The organism is Paraburkholderia ribeironis (genome assembly GCF_900019265.1).
GTDB classification, from domain to species: Bacteria; Pseudomonadota; Gammaproteobacteria; order Burkholderiales; family Burkholderiaceae; genus Paraburkholderia; species Paraburkholderia ribeironis.
This window is the reverse complement of record NZ_CYGX02000019.1, coordinates 264,117-281,619: the sequence shown is the minus strand read 5'-3', so window position 1 is coordinate 281,619 and position 17,503 is coordinate 264,117. Positions and strand designations below refer to the sequence as shown.

The following is a 17,503-nucleotide window of genomic DNA, read 5'->3' as shown; positions in this document are numbered from 1 at the left end:
CAGCAGTCTGAAGCCGCCCTCGGGCGGCTTTTCTGCATTCAGACCAGGCGGTAAATCGGCAGCCCGCTTACTGAATCTTCGCGTTCTTACGCAGACCTTCTTCGAACGCCTGCAGCTTTTCCTGCTGGATCTGCTGCACGATCTGCTGGCGCACCTGTTCCAGCGGCGGCGGCGTGACATTGCGCACGTCGTCGACACGGATGATGTGCCAGCCGAATTGTGTACGCACCGGCGTGTCGGTCATCTGACCTTTCTGCAGATGCGTGGCTGCTTCTGCGAATTCAGGCACGTAGGCCTTCGGGTCCGACCAATCCAGATCGCCGCCGTTCTTGCCCGATCCCGGGTCCTTCGAGTACTGCTTCGCGAGGTCTTCGAAACTCGCGCCGGCCTTGATCTTCGCGATCAGATCCTTGGCCTGCTGTTCGTTGTCCACGAGGATGTGATGCAGGTGATATTCCTTGCCGCCTGCTTCCTTGACCAGCGCGTTGTAGCGTGCGGTGATTTCAGCGTCCGAGGGCAGGTTGTTCTTCACGAAGTCTTCGATCAGCGCGCGCAGCACGACGGTTTGCTGGGCCACGGCGATTTGCGCCTTGATGTCCGGACGATTCGGCAGGCCGCGGCGCAGCGCTTCCTGCATCAGGATTTCGCGATTCACCAGCTCTTCGCGCACGGCCATCTGCAGCTGCGGCGTGTTTTGCTGGCCCTGGTGAACCAGCTGGTCGATCAGCGCATCGGCGCGCGCTTTCGGAATCGGCGTGCCGTTGACGACAGCGATGTTCTGTGCAAATGCAGGTGCGGCCGCGCATGCAGCCAGCAATACCCAGAGGCGGGTTTTCTTCAAGGTCATCGGAAGTTCCTAGCGGGGCAACAAAGCAAATTCTTCGGGCGTATACGCCGTGATGGCAAGGGCATGAATGCCGCGCTGCATGGCATCGGCCAGCGCATCATACACCATGCGATGCCGCGCCACGCGGGCCTTGCCGGCAAATGCAGCGGCCACGATCGTGACGCTGAAATGACCGCCGGCGGCGGCTCCTGCGTGGCCCGCGTGCTGCGCGCTGTCGTCGGTGATCCGGATCGACGCGACCGGCGCGAGCGCCGCGGTGAGACGCGCCTCGATCAGCGCGGCGCGCTCGGCGGTGGTGGCGTGCATGAACACATCGCTCATGTCATTCCTCCTTCAGATACTTCGACAGCCACAGACTCTGTCCGACGATGAACACCAGCAGGCAACCGGTTGCGCCGAACAGCTTGAAGTTGACCCACTGGTCGGTGGTGAAGTGATACGCGACGAACAGATTGAGAAGCCCGAGCAGCACGAAGAACACCGCCCAGATGATGTTCAGCTTGCCCCAGATCGCGTGCGGCAGCGTGATCTGCTTGCCCATCATCGCTTCGATCAGGTTCTTGTTGAAGGCCAGTTGCGAGACGATCAGCGCGACGGAGAACGCCCAATACAGCACAGTGGGCTTCCACTTGATGAACGTGTCGTTGTGCAGCACGAGCGTTGCGCCGCCGAATACCGTGACGACGCCGAGGCTCACCCACAGCATCGGGTCGACCTTGCGGTGGCGGAATGCCACCCACGCGATCTGTACCAGCGTGGCGACGATCGCCACTGCCGTCGCCGTAAAAATGCCCCAGATCTTGAAGGCGACGAAGAACAGGATGATCGGGAACAGATCGAACAGGAATTTCATTGTCTGGATCGGGAATCCGCAGAGTGAGTGCAAGGGTGAGGGCGCGGTGCAGCACGTCCGGTGAGAGAGACCGCGCGTACCCGGCGCGGTGGCGAGTGCGCAAGCCGGATCAAGGATCTCGCGACCGGCGCGCGACGGATCGCGCACGCCGGCCGGCAACGGGCCGCACTGCGCACTCCGCGTTGTCGCTGCCGCCTTGCCGCCTTGCCGCGTTGCCGCCGCCGAGTCGCGTTACTTGGGCTCGAATTGTAACGCAGCCGAGTTGATGCAGTAACGCAGACCGGTCGGCGCCGGCCCGTCTTCGAACACGTGGCCCAGATGCGCGCCGCAGTTTTTGCATTGCACTTCGATGCGCAGCATGCCGTGCGAGCGGTCGGTCTTCTCCGCGATCACCTCGCCGTTGATCGGCCGGAAGTAGCTCGGCCAGCCGCAACCGGCGTCGAACTTGGTGTCCGATTCGAACAGCGGCGTGCCGCAGCACACGCAGTCGTAAATGCCGCGTTCCCAGTGATCGTTATAGCGGCCCGTGAACGGGCGCTCGGTGGCCGCGTGACGCGTCACCTGGTATTCGATGTCGGAGAGCTGCTTGCGCCACTCGGCGTCGTCCTTTTGCACGGCGGGGGCGTCGGGATTGAGGTCGCGGGGCTCGTTCATGGTCGGGTTCCTGTCTCGGGTTTGTTGTGGGGCTGCTCGGTGTGCTGGCTTCGGTCGGCCTTGGTCGAGAGTGCATGGCGGCTAGACCGCGGCTTCGGCTCTGCCTCTGGCCTTGCTGCGACCTCATTGCGGCTACGTTGCAGTGTTTGCGGCTTCGTTGCAGCGTCATTGCAGTGTCATTGCAGCTCGGTCGCACTCACGCGGCGCTTCGGCTCGTCACACGGTTCAGGCGGGTTTGCGCGGTTGCGTTCATAGTGGGCGATTATCCGCCCGTCACGACGAGCAACTCACTTCCAGCGAGCTCGCCCAGTCGGGCGGCAGCCCCGCATAGGCTGCATGCTCGGGCTGTTCGTCGAACGGATGGCGCAGCACGGCCGCCAGACGCTCCACTTCGGAAAAATCCTTCTCTTTCGCGCGACGGATCGCCGTTTCCGCCAGATGGTTGCGAAGTACGAATTTGGGGTTCACCCGGTTCATTGCAATGGCGCGTGCGGCATCGTCGCGTGCTTCTTCGGACAGTCGCACGCGATAGTCGTTCGCCCATGCATCGAACGCGGCGCGATCGAGAAACAGGTCGCGCACCGGTGCGTCGCCGCTCGCGTCGTGCTTCGACACACGCGCCAGATTGCGGAAGGTCAGCGTGAAGTCGGCGCGGTTCGCGTGCATCACTTCGAACAGGCGATTGACCAGCGCGTCGTCGCCCTCGCGCGTGCTTTCGAAACCGAGCTTCGCGCACATGCGCCGCTCCAGCGCCGGGCTGAAACGGTCCTTGAAGCCGGCGAGCACGCGCTGCGCGTCTTCGATCACCCTGTCGCTGCGCACGCTGTCGTCATGCTGTGCGCCGAAGAGCGGCAGCAATCCCTGGGCGAGGCAAAACAGATTCCAGTACGCGATCTGTGGTTGCATCCGGTACGCATAGCGGCCCTGCGAATCGGAGTGATTGCAGATGTAGCCGGCGTCGAAGCCATCCATGAAACCAAACGGACCGTAGTCGATCGTCAGGCCGAGGATCGACATGTTGTCGGTGTTCATCACACCGTGGCAGAAGCCGACCGCCTGCCAGTCCACCAGCAGGTCAGCAGTGGAGATCACCGCCTCGTTCAGCAACGCGAGATACGGGTCGTCGGCCTCGCGGCAATGCGGATAGAAACGCTCGATCACGTGATCGGCGAGCGCGCGCAGCGCGTCGATGCGATCGTTCGAATAGAAGTGCTCGAAGTGGCCGAAGCGCACGAAGCTCGGCGCGACGCGCGTGACCACCGCGGCGGTTTCGATGGTCTCGCGCCGCACCGGCTGGTCGGAGCCGATCACGCATAGCGCGCGGGTGGTCGGAATGCCGAGATGATGCATCGCCTCCGAGCACAGAAACTCGCGGATCGACGAACGCAGCACCGCGCGGCCATCGCCCATGCGCGAATAGGGGGTGCGTCCCGAGCCCTTGAGCTGCAGCTCGAAGCGCTGGCCGTCGTGATCGATTTCGCCGAGGCCGAGCGCGCGGCCATCGCCGAGCTGGCCGGCCCATACGCCGAACTGATGGCCCGAGTACACCGATGCATAAGGCAGCAGGTCGGCCGGCCACTCGCGTGTGACATTGCCGGAAAACAGCTCGGCAAAGCCCGGATCGTTCTGAACTTCTGGTTGCAGACCGAGCAGCGCGGCGGTGTCCGTGGAGAAGCCGACCAGATACGGTGCGCTGAGCGGCGCGGCGGGCAGCCGCGTCAGAAATGTGCTGCCGAGCCGCACAAATGCACTGGCGGGAGCGGCGACAAGAGCGTTGGAAAAATCCGTTAAAGCTTCGGATAACCCTGCAATGCTTGGGGAAAACGACATGTTGAGCGCCTCTGGATTAGCCGATATTGTAAGTCCGCCCCCGCGGAGCTGCAGGCCGGCCGCTCGACCACTCTGCAACGATCTCTCGCCGACCGCGTATCCAGCCGTACCCGAGCGGCTCCCGGACCACAACCCGAACGCAACGCCAAGCCGAGGAGACCACGCTTTATGACCACGCCGCTACTGGGCCAGATGATGGACGTGCCGCTCATTGTGTCCTCGTTGCTCGCGCATGCCGCGCGGCACGCTGGCAGCACTGAAATCGTGTCGCGACGCATTGAAGGCGATCTGCATCGCTATACCTATCGCGATTGCGAACAGCGCGCGAAGCAGCTGGCGCAGGCGTTGATCGCACTGGGCGTCGCACCCGGCGAGCGGGTCGCGACACTCGCGTGGAATGGCTACCGGCATCTGGAAGCGTATTACGGCATCACCGGCTTTGGCGCCGTGTGTCACACGATCAATCCGAGTCTCTTTCCCGATCAGATCGCCTACATCGTCAATCACGCCGACGACGCCTACGTGCTGTTCGACACCACGTTCGCGCCGCTTGTCGATGCGCTCGCACCGCAGTGCCCGAAAGTGCGCGGCTGGATCGCACTGGCCGATGAAGCGCATCTGCCGGCCATGCAAACGCCGGTGCTCAGCTACGAGACGCTGATGGCCGCACAGGACGGCAACTTCGCGTGGCCGTATCTCGACGAGCGGCAGGCGTCGTACCTCTGCTATACGTCCGGCACCACCGGCAATCCGAAAGGCGCGCTGTATTCGCATCGCTCGACGGTGCTGCACGCGTTCGGCGCGTCGCTGCCCGATGCGATGAGCCTGTCCGCACGCGACGCCGTGCTGCCGGTCGTGCCGATGTTCCATGTGAACGCATGGGGCATTCCGCACGCCGCGCCATTGACCGGCGCGAAGCTGGTGTTGCCCGGCAAGGACCTCGACGGCAAGTCGCTGTACGAACTGATGGAGGGCGAGCGCGTCACGTATTCGGCCGGCGTGCCGACCGTGTGGCTCGGCTTGCTGAACTATATGCGTGAGGCGGGCGTGCAGTTCTCGTCGCTCAATCGCACGGTGATCGGCGGCTCCGCGTGTCCGCCGGCCATGCTGCGCACGTTCGAGGACGACTACGGCGTGCAGGTGATCCATGCGTGGGGCATGACCGAGATGTCGCCGCTCGGCACGCTGTCGAAACTGACCTGGGAGCAGAGCCGGCGGCCGCTCGCCGAGCAGCGCAAATCGCTCGAGAAACAGGGCCGTGCGATCTATGGCGTCGATATGAAGATCGTCGGCGAAGAGGGGCGGGAGCTGCCGTGGGACGGCGTCGCGTTCGGCGATCTGCACGTGCGCGGGCCGTGGGTGATCGACCGGTATTTCCGCAAGGACGACTCGCCGCTCGCGGACGGCTGGTTCCCGACCGGCGACGTCGCCACCATCGACCGCGATGGTTTCCTGCACATCACCGACCGCTCGAAGGACGTCATCAAATCCGGCGGCGAATGGATCAGTTCGATCGACATCGAGAATGTCGCGATCGCCCATCCGGCGGTGGCCGAAGCGGCGTGCATCGCGTGCGCGCATCCGAAGTGGACCGAGCGGCCGCTGCTGGTCGTCGTCAGGCGCGCGGGGGCGAGCGTCACGCGCGAAGAACTGCTCGCGTTCTACGAAGGCAAGGTGGCGAAATGGTGGATTCCCGACGACGTCGCGTTCGTCGACGAATTGCCGCACACGGCCACCGGCAAGCTGCAGAAACTGAAGCTGCGCGACATTTTCCGCGACCACGTGCTGCCGTCGGCGCTCGAGGACGAGAAAAACTGTTCGCTTGCCAGGGGAAACCCTGTCTAGCAATAAATTGAACGAGCGTGCTTTTTTGTGTATTCTGCCTGCTGACCCCGGGACCATCGACCACAAAGTTGGACAATGAGTTGGACACCGCGCGTTGTACAGCGCTGTACAGCGCGTCGAACAGTGAGCCAACCCGATGAACCGGACGGGCGGCGTGTGATGCGCCGCTCTAATCGCATGATTGGCATGGATCGCATGGAGGCAGGCAGATGGCAGTGGACTACACAACTCACGACGGCGTGGCCGTCATCACGCTGAACAATCCTCCGGTGAACGGCCTCGGCCTGTCGACGCGAGCCGGCATCGTCGAAGGGATCGAGCGCGCGCAGAACGATCCGGCCATCAAGGCCATCGTGCTGACGGGTGCGGGCAAGGCCTTCTCGGGCGGCGCCGATATCACCGAATTCAATACGCCGAAGGCAACCCAGGAGCCGACCCTCGCCACGGTCATCAAGACCGTCGAGAGCAGCGCGAAGCCGGTGGTCGCGGCCATTCACAGCGTCGCGATGGGCGGCGGTCTGGAACTGGCGCTCGGCGCGCATTACCGGATCGCCGCACCTGGCGCGCAGATCGCGCTGCCGGAAGTGAAGCTCGGCATCCTGCCGGGCGCGGGCGGCACGCAGCGTCTGCCGCGTGCGATCGGCCTCGAGGCCGCGCTCAACATGATCGTTTCCGGCGCGCCCGTGCCGTCGGAAAAGCTGGCCGACTCGGGTCTCTTCGACGCAGTCGTCGACGGCGATCTTGCCGCAGCGGCGCTCGCGTTCGCTCGCAAGGTCGGGGCGCAGCAAGGCCCGCATCCGAAGGTTCGCGACCGCAAGATCGAGCATCCGAACGCGGCCGGGTTCATCCAGTTCGCGCGCAATAGCGTCGCGGCGATCGCGAAGAACTTCCCGGCGCCGCTCAAATGTATCGACGCTGTGGAAGCGGGCGTGCAGAACGGTTTCGACAAGGGCCTCGCGTTCGAGCGCGAGTGCTTCATCGCGCTCGTGCAGACGCCGGAGAGCCGTGCGCTGCGTCACGCGTTCTTCGGCGAACGCGCGGCCAGCAAGATTCCCGACGTGCCAGGCGACACGCCGGTGCGCGACATCAAGCAGGTGGCCGTGATCGGCGCGGGCACGATGGGCGGAGGCATCGCGATGAACTTCATCAACGCGGGCATTCCGGTCACGCTGCTCGAAACGAAGCAGGAAGCGCTCGAGCGCGGCCTCGCGACGATCCGCAAGAACTACGAAGCGACGGTCAGGAAGGGCAAGCTCAAGCCCGAAGCGCTCGAGGAGCGCATGGCGCTGATCACGCCGACGCTGTCCTACGACGATCTGAAGAACGCCGACCTGATCGTCGAAGCCGTGTTCGAAGAACTCGGCGTGAAAGACCAGGTGTTCAGGCGTCTCGACGAAGTCGCCAAGCCCGGCGCGATTCTCGCGTCGAACACGTCGACGCTCGACGTCGACAAGATCGCCGCGTTCACGAAACGTCCGCAGGACGTGGTCGGTATGCACTTCTTCAGCCCGGCCAACGTGATGAAGCTGCTCGAAGTGGTACGCGGCAAGGAGACGGCGAAAGACGTGCTCGCCACCGTGATGAAGCTCGCGAAGAAGATCAAAAAGACCGCGGTGGTCTCGGGTGTGTGCGACGGCTTCATCGGCAACCGGATGATCGAGCAGTACATCCGTCAGGCGCTCTTCATGCTCGAGGAAGGCGCGCTGCCCGCGCAGGTGGACAAGGCGATCGAAAAGTTCGGCTTCGCGATGGGTCCGTTCCGCATGAGCGATCTGGCCGGCAACGACATTGGCTGGGCGATTCGCAAGCGGCGCTATCAGGAGCATCCTGACATGCACTACTCGAAGATCGCCGATCGTCTGTGCGAGATGGGGCGCTTCGGCCAGAAGACCGGCGGTGGCTGGTACGACTACAAGGCGGGCGATCGTACCGCGTATCCGTCGCCAGTGGTCGATGACATGATCGGCGCGTTTTCGAAGGAGACCAACGCCCAGCGTCGCAAGATCGGTGACGAGGAAATCGTCGAACGTCTCGTGTTCGCGCTCGTCAACGAAGGCGCGAAGATTCTCGAAGAAGGCATTGCATCGAAAGCGTCGGACATCGACATGGTCTATCTGACCGGCTACGGCTTTCCGCTCTATCGCGGCGGGCCGATGCTGTACGCGGACACGGTTGGCCTCTACAACGTCGAGCGCGCGATTCGCCGCTACGCGTCACGGCCGAACGGCGACGCGTGGCGACTGGCGCGCAGCATCGCGGAGCTGGCGGCACAGGGGCGCGGATTTAACGGCTGAGCTGGCTGAGCCGGACGCAGGCTGCTTATGTGGACGACGGGGGTGGCGCGATTCGGCGCTTGTGGCGCAGCGCAAATCGCACGGTGATTGGTCAGCGGCACGGCGATTCGTCAGCGCGCCACCATCGACATTTGGAAGCAGCAACTTACTTGCATGGGATTGGAGTAGGCGCTAAAGCGCCAACTCCAATCGACACTGGAGACACGCATGACTGATGCCGTAATCGTATCGACCGCCCGCACGGGCCTCGCCAAATCATGGCGCGGCGGTTTCAACATGACGCACGGCGCGACGCTCGGCGGCCACGTGACGCAGGCCGCCGTCGAGCGCGCGAAGCTCGACCCGGCACGCGTCGAAGACGTGATCATGGGTTGCGCGAACCCCGAAGGCGCGACAGGCGGCAACATCGCACGGCAGATCGCGTTGCGCGCCGGTCTGCCGGTCAGCGTGCCGGGCATGACGGTGAACCGTTTCTGTTCGTCCGGACTGCAGACAATCGCGCTCGCCGCGCAACGCGTGATCGCCGGTGAAGGCGATGTGTTCGTGGCGGGCGGCGTGGAATCGATCTCGTGCGTGCAGAACGAGATGAATCGCCACATGATGGCCGAAGGCTGGCTCAGCAAGAACAAGCCGGAAATCTACTGGTCGATGCTGCAGACCGCGGAGAACGTCGCGAAGCGCTACTCGATCTCGAAGGAGCGTCAGGACGAATACGGCGTGCGCTCGCAGCAGCGCGCCGCGGCCGCGCTCGAAGCCGGTAAGTTCAAGGACGAGATCGTGCCGCTGACGGTGCTCGCCGGCGTCGCCGACAAAGCGAGCGGGCGTCTCTACACCAGGGAAGTGACGGTCAGCGGCGACGAAGGCATTCGCGCGGACACCACGCTCGAAGGCGTATCGAAGATTCGCACGGCGTTGCCGGGCGGCGTGATCACGGCCGGCAATGCGAGCCAGTTCTCGGATGGCGCGTCGGCTTGCGTGGTGATGAACGCGAAGCTCGCGGAGCGTGAAGGGCTGCAACCGCTAGGCATTTTCCGCGGCTTCGCGGTGGCCGGCTGCGAGCCGGACGAAATGGGTATCGGCCCGGTGTTCGCGGTGCCGAAGCTGCTCAAACAGGCCGGCCTGAAGGTCGAGGACATCGACCTGTGGGAACTGAACGAAGCGTTCGCGGTGCAGGTGCTGTATTGCGCGGACAAGCTCGGCATTCCTCACGACCGCCTGAACGTGAACGGCGGGGCGATCGCGGTCGGCCATCCGTATGGCGTGTCGGGCGCGCGGCTGACCGGCCATGCGCTGATCGAAGGCAAGCGGCGCGGCGCGAAGCTGGTCGTCGTGACGATGTGCATCGGCGGGGGGCAGGGCGCGGCGGGGTTGTTCGAAGTGGTTTGAGCGGGCGTGCGCCACGATCACTCGCCCGAGCCGCTTGCCGTCGTCACTACCATCCCGCCCCTGACGACGGCAGACTCAGCGTCCCCTGATCGGTGAATCGCGTCGTACCGGTCACGCCCCCCGCGAGCTTGCCGCGCATAACGTACGGAACCTGTCCCGACTGCGCGGCGTCCGCGAACGCGAAGGCCTGGCGAACCGCGGCGAAAGCCGGCACGGTCAGCGGCACGGTGATGACGGTTTCGCCGAAGCGCGGCACGGTGCCGGCCTGATCGCTGACGCCGCTCGCGAACGGTTTGCCGTTCAGTTCGAGATCGAGCGACACGCCGTTGAAGCTGACCGTCGAGTCGTTGGGATTCTGCACGCGCAGCTTGATGTTAAAGCGCATCTCCATGCCTTGGCCATTGATCGGCTCGATGCCCGCCACACTGACGCGCAACGGGTCGCCGCCAAAGAGGCCCGCGCAACCATCGAGCGTCAGCGTCACGGCGACGAGGGTGGCGGCGAAGGCCAACAGACACCAGACACGTGAGAGCCGGCCCGGCAGCAGCGCGCGAAAGAATGACATGACCTGAACCTCGAACGAAGCGGGTTGGTCATGCATTGTAACGGGCAACATGACGCGCGCAGCGAGCTGTCAGGCGGTGCGCCGCCACCGTGTGCGCACGACGCAAGCGAGGCGATAGGCGGCTTGCCGGATCAAGCCGCGTGCGCTGCGATCGGCGCACGCGGGCAGCACGATGAACGCGACGGCATGCGCGTGTGTCGCGCGGATCGACAGGACGCCGCGTTGCGGCGTCACAAACCGCTCGCCTTCGTGCAACGTGAGCGACGTGAGCGGGGCGTCGTTGCCGAGCCAGGCCAGCGAATGATCGCGGAAGTCGAGTTGCAATGCGCCTTCGACCGCGATGATCGAACTGTGGGCACGCAGGTGGCGCAGGGCCATCTGGCCGGCGGCGAGACGCGACGCCGCGGGGCGATGCAGATCGGCGCTGGGTAAAGAGCGAAATAAGGAGCGAGGTAAAAAGCGGGGTAGACGCACAGGCATGACTGATTCCTTTGAACCATTTTCGTGTCAAACAGCTTAGGGAGTCCGTGCGAATGAAAACAGCCGCAGCCATTGACAATCTGAACCGATACAGCGGTATGTTTCGTGATGCTGTATCGGTCCGAATTGCCCCGATGTGTATCTGTCGCAGCGCGCGAACTGTCCGCACCATCGGCTCATGAGCGAATCCCTCACCACCCCGCAAGATCCCTCGACGGACCACCCGTCCGACCGCCAGCCGCTTTACCGGCAACTGGCCGATCAATACCGCCGCGCGATCGGCAACGGCGTGCTGCGCCCGGGCGACCGCATGCCGTCGATGCGCGCGTTCATGCAGCGCCACGGCGTGAGCCTGGCAACAGCAACCGAGAGCTATCGCGAGCTGGAACGCGCTGCGCTGATCGACGCCCGGCCGCGCACCGGCTATTTCGTGCGCGTGCCGCCGACGGCCGGGTTGCCGTGCGCCGCCGAGCCCGATCTCGCGATGTTGCCTCGCGCCGCACAGTTCGTCGGCATTCACTCGGCGATTTCGGCAATCGTGTCGACATTCCAGCGCCATCCGCACGCGCTGAATCTCGGCGGCGCGACCGCGTCGCCCGCTCTCTATCCGACCGAAGCGTTGCAGAAAGCGGCGCTGCGCGCGTTGCGCCGACGGCCCACCTTGCTGACCGCCAGCGGCCACGATCAGGGTGATCCGGCATTGCGCACGATCATCGCCCGGCGTGCGCTCGAGGCCGGCATCCAGCTCGGCGCGGAGGACATCATCATGACGCACGGCGGCATTGAAGCCGTGAACCTCGCATTGCGCGCAGTGACGCAGCCGGGTGACACCGTCGCGGTCGAATCGCCGTGTTTTTTCGGTTTGCTGCAGGCGCTCGAAAGTCTCGGTCTGCGCGCGCTGGAAATTCCCACCAGCCCGAGCACTGGGCTCTCCATCGAAGCGCTGGCATTCGCGCTGCACACGCAGCCCGACATCAAGGCGGTCGTGGTGGTGCCGAACCTGCAAAACCCGCTCGGCAGCGTGATGCCCGACGCGCACAAGGCGAGTCTCGTCGAACTGTGCACGCACGCCGGCATCGCGCTGATCGAGGACGACCCATACCGCGAACTCGCCGACGCCGCGCAGCCGCCCCGCTCGCTGAAAGCGTGGGACACCGACGGCAGCGTGATCCATTGCACCTCGTTCAACAAGACGCTGGCGCCTGGCATGCGCGTGGGCTGGATCAACGGCGGCCGGTGGCATCCGCGTATCGGCATGCTGAAGTTCGCGCAGTCGCGGCACAACGAGCAGTTGTCGCAAGTCGTGCTCGCCGGGTTCCTGGAGACGAGCGCGTACGAGCGCCACTTGCGGCGTTTGCGCGAAAACTTGCGGCTGCAGCGCGAGCGGATGGCCGCGGCGGTGGCGGCATCGTTTCCCGACGGCACGCGGTTCACGCCGCCGCGCGGCGGGATGTTTTTCTGGATCGAATTGCCGCGCGAGGTGTCGTCGCCGGCTTTTTTCGACGCCGCGTTGGCTGACGGCATTCGCATCATGCCGGGTACGGTGTTCTCGAACGCGGGGCGTTTCGATCACTTCATTCGACTCAGCTGTCCGAGCACGGATCTGGATCTGGCCGACGAAGCGGTGCGCAGACTCGGGCGCCTGGCGAGTCGGATGGCGGCCCATGCGGCAAGGCGATAGCGGGTATCATTTCCTGCTGCGGGCTGACACTGGGCTCACGAAATGAATTGATTGGATTTGATTTGAAGCGAACCGGATGAGCCGCCGCGAGATCCATCACAGTGTGACGTTAAATCCGCCGAACCTGCCGAAGGCGCCAGGCGCGCCGTCGACTCCGAAATCTGACACCTACGCAATGACCGATCCATCTACCTCATCCAAAGCGGGCCATTCATCGATGCCCGAGAGCCCGTTCGTCGACCGTCTCGGCGCACAGTTGTTGTCGGCCGCCGACGGCGTCAGCGAACTCGCGCTGCCGTTGCAGCCCGATCATATGAACACATGGGACGTCGCGCACGGCGGCGTCACGATGACCCTCGCCGACGTCGCGCTGGCGATGGCCGCGCGCAGTCTGGCCGGCGACGGCGTGGGTGTCGTCACGGTCGAGATGAAGGTCAATTTCATGCAACCGGGCCGCGGCGAATTGCGCGCGACGGGCCGCGTGTTGCACCGCTCGACCACGTTGGCCTATTGCGAAGGCGAGATCCGCGACAGCGAAGGTCACTTCGTCGCCAAGGCGCTCGGCACCTTCAAATATATGCGGCGCCTCGCCGTTGGCCGCGACGTGACGCAGCAGCGTTTGCGCAGCGACCCGTCGGCCAAGCCCGGCCCCAGCGACGGTTGATGGTCCGCGGGAGAGCGCGCCTGAAACGAGTCGGGCATGTGCCGGCGCATGTGCCTGCATTCGCGCACGCGATGCGACTCACGCACGTTGTCTAACTCGTGCACGCCATTCAAGGCATTCGCCGACCCGATCGGTAACTCAAGGAGACGACCGTCATGTCCCAGATCAATCGTCAGCTCGTGCTGGCTTCGCGCCCGCAAGGCGCCGTCACGCCGGACAATTTCAAGCTCGTCGAAACGCCGCTCGCCCCGCTTGCCGATGGAGAACTGCGCGTGCGCAATCACTTCCTGTCGCTCGATCCGTACATGCGCGGACGCATGAACGACAGCAAGTCGTATGCGGCGCCGCAGCCGTTGAACGAAGTGATGATCGGCGGCACGGTCGGTGAAGTGATCGAGTCGAAGAATCCGAAGTTCGCGGTCGGCGACAAGGTCGTCGCGATCTTTGGCTGGCAGGAGTACGGCACGTCGAACGGAGCCGGCGTACAGAAAGTCGACGACACGCATGTGCCGCTGTCGGCCTATCTCGGCCCGGTTGGCATGCCGGGCGTGACCGCGTGGTACGGGCTGAACCGGATCATCGCGCCCAAAGCGGGCGAGACGGTAGTGGTCAGCGCGGCGAGCGGGGCGGTGGGCAGCGTGGTCGGTCAACTGGCGAAGCTGGCCGGCGCACGCGCAGTCGGCATCGCGGGCGGCGCGGACAAGTGCCGCTACGTGCTCGAGACGCTCGGCTTCGACGCCTGTGTCGATTACAAGGCCGGCAACCTGTATCAGGACCTCAAGGCCGCGACGCCGAATGGCGTGGACGGCTGCTTCGAGAACGTCGGCGGCGAGGGGCTCGACGCGACGCTCGCGCGCATGAACCCGTTCGGGCGCATCGCGCTGTGCGGGTTCATCGCGGGCTACGACGGCCAGCCGGTGCCGCTCAGGCAACCATCCTTGATGCTCACGCAGCGGCTGCTGGTGCAAGGCTTCATCGTCAGCGAGCACATGGAGGTGTGGCCGGAAGCGCTCAGGCAACTGGGCACGCTGGTCGCGCAAAAGAAGCTGCACTATCGCGAGACCATCGCGCAAGGGCTCGATGCGGCGCCCGAAGCGTTCATCGGCCTGCTGAAGGGCAAGAACTTCGGCAAGCAGCTCGTCAAGCTGATCTGAATGATCTGAACGCGGCCACGCCCGCAGAAGCGGGCGCTGCATGCAAGACCACGCTGTTCAACCCAGGAGGGAGAGGATGTTCGAATTCGCAGGCAAGGTCGCCGTGATCACGGGCGCGGCCAGCGGCTTTGGCCAGGCGTTTGCGCGAAAGGGCGCGTCGCTCGGCATGAAGCTCGTGCTGGCCGACGTAAATCCCGGTGCGCTTGCGCAAACCGTCGACACGTTGCGCGACGGCGGCGCCGAAGCGATCGGCGTGCCGACCGACGTGTCGAACCCTGCCCAGGTCGAAGCGCTCGCGCAAGCGGCGCTCGCCGCGTTCGGCAAGGTGCATCTGCTGTTCAACAACGCGGGCGTGGGCTCGGGCGGCTTCCTGTGGGAAAGCTCGGCGAACGACTGGGCGTGGGTGTTCGGCGTCAACGTGATGGGCGTCGCGCATGGCGTGCGCGTATTCACGCCGATCATGCTCGCGCAGAACGAGCCCGCGCATATCGTCAACACGGCGTCGGTCGCGGGCCTGCTGTCGCCGCCCGCGATGGGCATCTACAACGCTTCGAAACACGCGGTGGTGTCGTTGACCGAGACGCTCTATCACGATCTGCAACTGGCGCAGGCAGGGCAGGCAGACAACGCGCCAGCGGCGCTCGGGCACGTGGGCTGTTCGCTGCTGTGCCCGGCCTTCGTGCCGACCGGCATCGCCGATGCGGAACGCACGCGGCCCGAGCCGTTGCGCAATGCCAGCGGGCCGACCCGCTCGCAGATCGCCGCCGGCAAGCAGTTGCAGCGCGCGGTGCGCTCGGGCAAGCTGAGTGCCGCCGACGTCGCCGACATCACCTTCGAAGCGATCGCCGCGCGGCGTTTCTACATCATCACGCATCCGGGCATCATGGCGACGGTCAGGCTGCGTCACGAGGACATCGAGCAATTGCGCGATCCCACCGATCCGATGTCGCTGAAGCCCGAAGTGAAGCACGCGGACTAGACAGGCATCGCACTCATCACCGCGCCGCGTACGCACGACTCGCCGCGCGCTGGCTTCCTGACCACTTTTGGCGCGCCGGCGCCATCCAATGCACCACGCGCACCATGCCGCTGAATCCGAAGATCGAGCTGGTGCTCGACATGATCGCGCGGGCCAAACGCCCGCACTACCACCAGATGAGCGCGCAACAGGCGCGCGCCTCGTACGAAAAAAGCGCGCCGATCCTCGAGATCCCGGACGCGCCGATGTTCACACTCGAAGATCTGCGCATCCCGACGCGCGACGGCGCGACGATTCGCGTGCGCCTGTACCAGGCGACCGAGCCGAGCTGGGCCGAGCCGATGCCGGCGCTGCTGTACTACCACGGCGGCGGTTTCACGGTCGGCAGCGTCGATACCCACGACGCGCTGTGCCGGATGCTCGCGCGAGACGGCCGATGCACGGTGCTTTCGGTCGACTACCGGCTCGCGCCGGAATACAAATTCCCCACTGCGGTGGACGACGCGTTCGACGCCTTGCGCTGGCTGCACGCGAACGCGGCGGCATACGGCGTCGACGCGGGCCGGCTCGCGGTCGGCGGCGATAGCGCGGGCGGTACGCTCGCGACGGTGTGCGCCGTGCTCGCACGCGACGCCGGCATCGGACTTGCACTGCAATTGCTGATTTATCCGGGCACGACCGGCCATCAGCAAACCGATTCGCACTCGCGGCTCGCCGATGGCTTCCTGCTGTCGGGCGACACGATTCAGTGGTTCTTCGAGCAGTACGTGCGCGACCACGCGGATCGCGACGACTGGCGTTTCGCGCCGCTCGACGGTGAGCGCGGCGCGCCTGACTTCAGCGGCGTGGCGCCGGCATGGATTGCGACCGCCGAGTACGATCCATTGAGCGACGAAGGCGATGCGTATGCGGCCAAGCTGCATGCAGCGGGCAACCCGGTTACGCTCACGCGCTATCGGGGGATGATCCACGAGTTCTTCAAGATGGGCGGCTTCGTGCCCGAAGTCGCAAACGCACATGCGGATGCCGCGGCGGCGTTGCGCGCGGCATTCGGGGTCGAGTGAGGGTGGCTGGCAAAGCGCGGGGCTGATGGTCGGCCGGGCTGCCAGCCACGCTGCCGGGCTGCCGACCGGCAGCGGACCAACACGCGCGTCACGCGGACAGGCGCGTCATGCGAACACACGGGTCACGCGGACACACGCGTCACGCGAACACACGCGTCATGCGGACACACGCGTCATGCGGACACACGGGTCACGCGAACACACGGGTCACGCTCATCACACGCGTCACACGCCTCACGCGATCTCGCGTTCGACGTTGAACGCGAAGCTGCGCTCGAAGTCGCCGGGCCGCACGATCCGATGCGAGCCGTTGTCGTCGCTGCGCTCGGCGACAGCCACGCCGATCACATCGCCATGCACGAGCACACGCAAGGCGGTCGTGCCGCGCGTGCCATAGCCATGGTCCGGCGATTCGATGAACGCCGCCGACAACACCCGTTCGCGTTCGAGCGGAATGCCGGTGGCAGGCAATTCGTCGTCGCGTGCGAGCCGCGGATCGCGCAGCAGATCGATCAGGCGTTCAAGCGGCGGCATCGCGTCGCGTGCGAGCAGGGTGTGCAGCTCGGCGCGCTTTCTCACCAGCTTCGGCCACGCGGTATCGAGCACGGCGTTCGAGATGCCGTGCGTGCCGGGCGCCAGCAACTCGGGCGCGCGCTCCGAGCGGTTGCAATACCAGGCGAGTTCGCGGCGCGTCCAGTCGCCCACCAGCAGATTGAAACCGTTATAGATCTCGCCAGTCCGCGCGACCTGTTGCAGGTACGCGAGCGGGGTGTCGTGCGGATTACCTGTCGAGTCACGCGCGCTATTGCTCAGCCAGTCGCTGACGAGCGTGCCGCGGGTCGGCGCATCGGCACGCATTTCGTGCGGCGCGCGGTAGTTGGTCAGCGCGGCGAAGCGGCCATCGCGCGACATGCCGAGCCACGTGCCGCCGCCCACCAGATCGCGGCCGGCCAGCACGGTCGGCGCGTCATGCCACCAGTTGATCGGTTCGGCGGTACGGCGAAAGAATTCGTCGCGGTTCGCGGCGAGCGTGAAAAGCGGGCCGTCGACCGCGTCGGGTCGCCAGTCGAAAACGATCAGGCACATCGGGGGGCGTCTCCCGGTGAGGGACGGTGGCGTCGAATTGGCCAACAGAGTGGCCAGCAAAGTGGCCAGCAAAGTGGCCAGCAAAAAGCGGCGCCCTGGCTGCGCCGCTTCATACCGCGCA

Annotated in this window: 16 protein-coding genes; 8 read left to right on the top strand and 8 right to left on the bottom strand. The window is 65.1% G+C overall.

The window, feature by feature from the left end; translation table 11 throughout:
- Window positions 1–67 precede the first annotated feature (67 nt).
- From BN2475_RS10570 to BN2475_RS10550, 5 genes are all read right to left on the bottom strand, one after another.
- Window positions 68–847, bottom strand: coding sequence for a peptidylprolyl isomerase (locus tag BN2475_RS10570; RefSeq protein ID WP_094779464.1), 780 nt, complete (start codon window positions 845–847; stop codon window positions 68–70).
- A gap of 9 nt (window positions 848–856) precedes the next feature.
- Window positions 857–1,168 (bottom strand): BolA family protein, encoded by a 312-nt coding sequence (locus BN2475_RS10565; RefSeq protein ID WP_094779463.1) that lies wholly within the window; start codon window positions 1,166–1,168, stop codon window positions 857–859.
- A gap of 1 nt (window position 1,169) precedes the next feature.
- Window positions 1,170–1,700, bottom strand: coding sequence for a septation protein A (locus BN2475_RS10560; protein WP_094779462.1), 531 nt, complete (start codon window positions 1,698–1,700; stop codon window positions 1,170–1,172).
- Between the two features lie 231 nt (window positions 1,701–1,931).
- Entirely contained in the window at window positions 1,932–2,354 is a 423-nt protein-coding gene (gene msrB / locus BN2475_RS10555) for a peptide-methionine (R)-S-oxide reductase MsrB (RefSeq protein ID WP_094779461.1), read from the bottom strand.
- A 273-nt stretch (window positions 2,355–2,627) separates the two neighbouring features.
- Entirely contained in the window at window positions 2,628–4,184 is a 1,557-nt protein-coding gene (locus BN2475_RS10550) for a protein adenylyltransferase SelO (RefSeq protein ID WP_094779460.1), read from the bottom strand.
- Between the two features lie 168 nt (window positions 4,185–4,352).
- Between BN2475_RS10550 and BN2475_RS10545 the strand changes: the two genes are divergently transcribed.
- The 3 genes from BN2475_RS10545 (at window position 4,353) to BN2475_RS10535 (ending at window position 9,709) form a co-directional block, all read left to right on the top strand.
- The gene (locus tag BN2475_RS10545) at window positions 4,353–6,029 is read left to right on the top strand and encodes a 3-(methylthio)propionyl-CoA ligase (protein WP_094779459.1); all 1,677 of its coding nucleotides are present in this window, start codon (window positions 4,353–4,355) and stop codon (window positions 6,027–6,029) included.
- Window positions 6,030–6,238: 209 nt separating this feature from the next.
- Complete coding sequence (locus tag BN2475_RS10540) at window positions 6,239–8,323, top strand: 3-hydroxyacyl-CoA dehydrogenase NAD-binding domain-containing protein (protein ID WP_094779458.1); 2,085 nt, start codon at window positions 6,239–6,241, stop codon at window positions 8,321–8,323.
- Window positions 8,324–8,530: 207 nt separating this feature from the next.
- Window positions 8,531–9,709 carry an acetyl-CoA C-acyltransferase gene (locus tag BN2475_RS10535; protein ID WP_094779457.1) on the top strand — a complete coding sequence of 393 codons (1,179 nt, stop codon included), beginning with the start codon at window positions 8,531–8,533 and terminating at the stop codon, window positions 9,707–9,709.
- A 46-nt stretch (window positions 9,710–9,755) separates the two neighbouring features.
- On the opposite strand, the gene BN2475_RS10530 is transcribed toward BN2475_RS10535, so the two are convergent.
- Together BN2475_RS10530 and BN2475_RS10525 are read right to left on the bottom strand one after the other, a co-directional pair.
- Window positions 9,756–10,274, bottom strand: a complete 519-nt coding sequence (locus BN2475_RS10530) for an LEA/WHy family protein (protein WP_094779484.1) — start codon at window positions 10,272–10,274, stop codon at window positions 9,756–9,758.
- Between the two features lie 69 nt (window positions 10,275–10,343).
- Complete coding sequence (locus BN2475_RS10525) at window positions 10,344–10,754, bottom strand: hypothetical protein (protein ID WP_094779456.1); 411 nt, start codon at window positions 10,752–10,754, stop codon at window positions 10,344–10,346.
- A 178-nt stretch (window positions 10,755–10,932) separates the two neighbouring features.
- Here BN2475_RS10525 and BN2475_RS10520 point away from each other — a divergent pair, with 178 nt between their 5' ends.
- The 5 genes from BN2475_RS10520 to BN2475_RS10500 all read left to right on the top strand — a co-directional run bounded on the left by BN2475_RS10520 (window position 10,933) and on the right by BN2475_RS10500 (window position 16,296).
- Entirely contained in the window at window positions 10,933–12,435 is a 1,503-nt protein-coding gene (locus tag BN2475_RS10520) for an aminotransferase-like domain-containing protein (protein WP_094779483.1), read from the top strand.
- Window positions 12,436–12,610: 175 nt separating this feature from the next.
- Window positions 12,611–13,099: a PaaI family thioesterase gene (locus BN2475_RS10515; RefSeq protein ID WP_094779482.1), complete on the top strand. Its 489-nt coding sequence runs from the start codon at window positions 12,611–12,613 to the stop codon at window positions 13,097–13,099.
- Window positions 13,100–13,254: 155 nt separating this feature from the next.
- Window positions 13,255–14,253, top strand: a complete 999-nt coding sequence (locus BN2475_RS10510) for an NADP-dependent oxidoreductase (protein ID WP_094779455.1) — start codon at window positions 13,255–13,257, stop codon at window positions 14,251–14,253.
- Window positions 14,254–14,329: 76 nt separating this feature from the next.
- A complete protein-coding gene (locus tag BN2475_RS10505; protein ID WP_094779454.1) occupies window positions 14,330–15,232 on the top strand; it encodes an SDR family oxidoreductase in 903 nt (300 codons plus the stop codon).
- A 104-nt stretch (window positions 15,233–15,336) separates the two neighbouring features.
- The gene (locus BN2475_RS10500; protein ID WP_094779453.1) at window positions 15,337–16,296 is read left to right on the top strand and encodes an alpha/beta hydrolase; all 960 of its coding nucleotides are present in this window, start codon (window positions 15,337–15,339) and stop codon (window positions 16,294–16,296) included.
- Between the two features lie 234 nt (window positions 16,297–16,530).
- On the opposite strand, the gene BN2475_RS10495 is transcribed toward BN2475_RS10500, so the two are convergent.
- Window positions 16,531–17,382: an NRDE family protein gene (locus BN2475_RS10495; protein ID WP_094779452.1), complete on the bottom strand. Its 852-nt coding sequence runs from the start codon at window positions 17,380–17,382 to the stop codon at window positions 16,531–16,533.
- Between the last annotated feature and the right edge of the window lie 121 nt (window positions 17,383–17,503).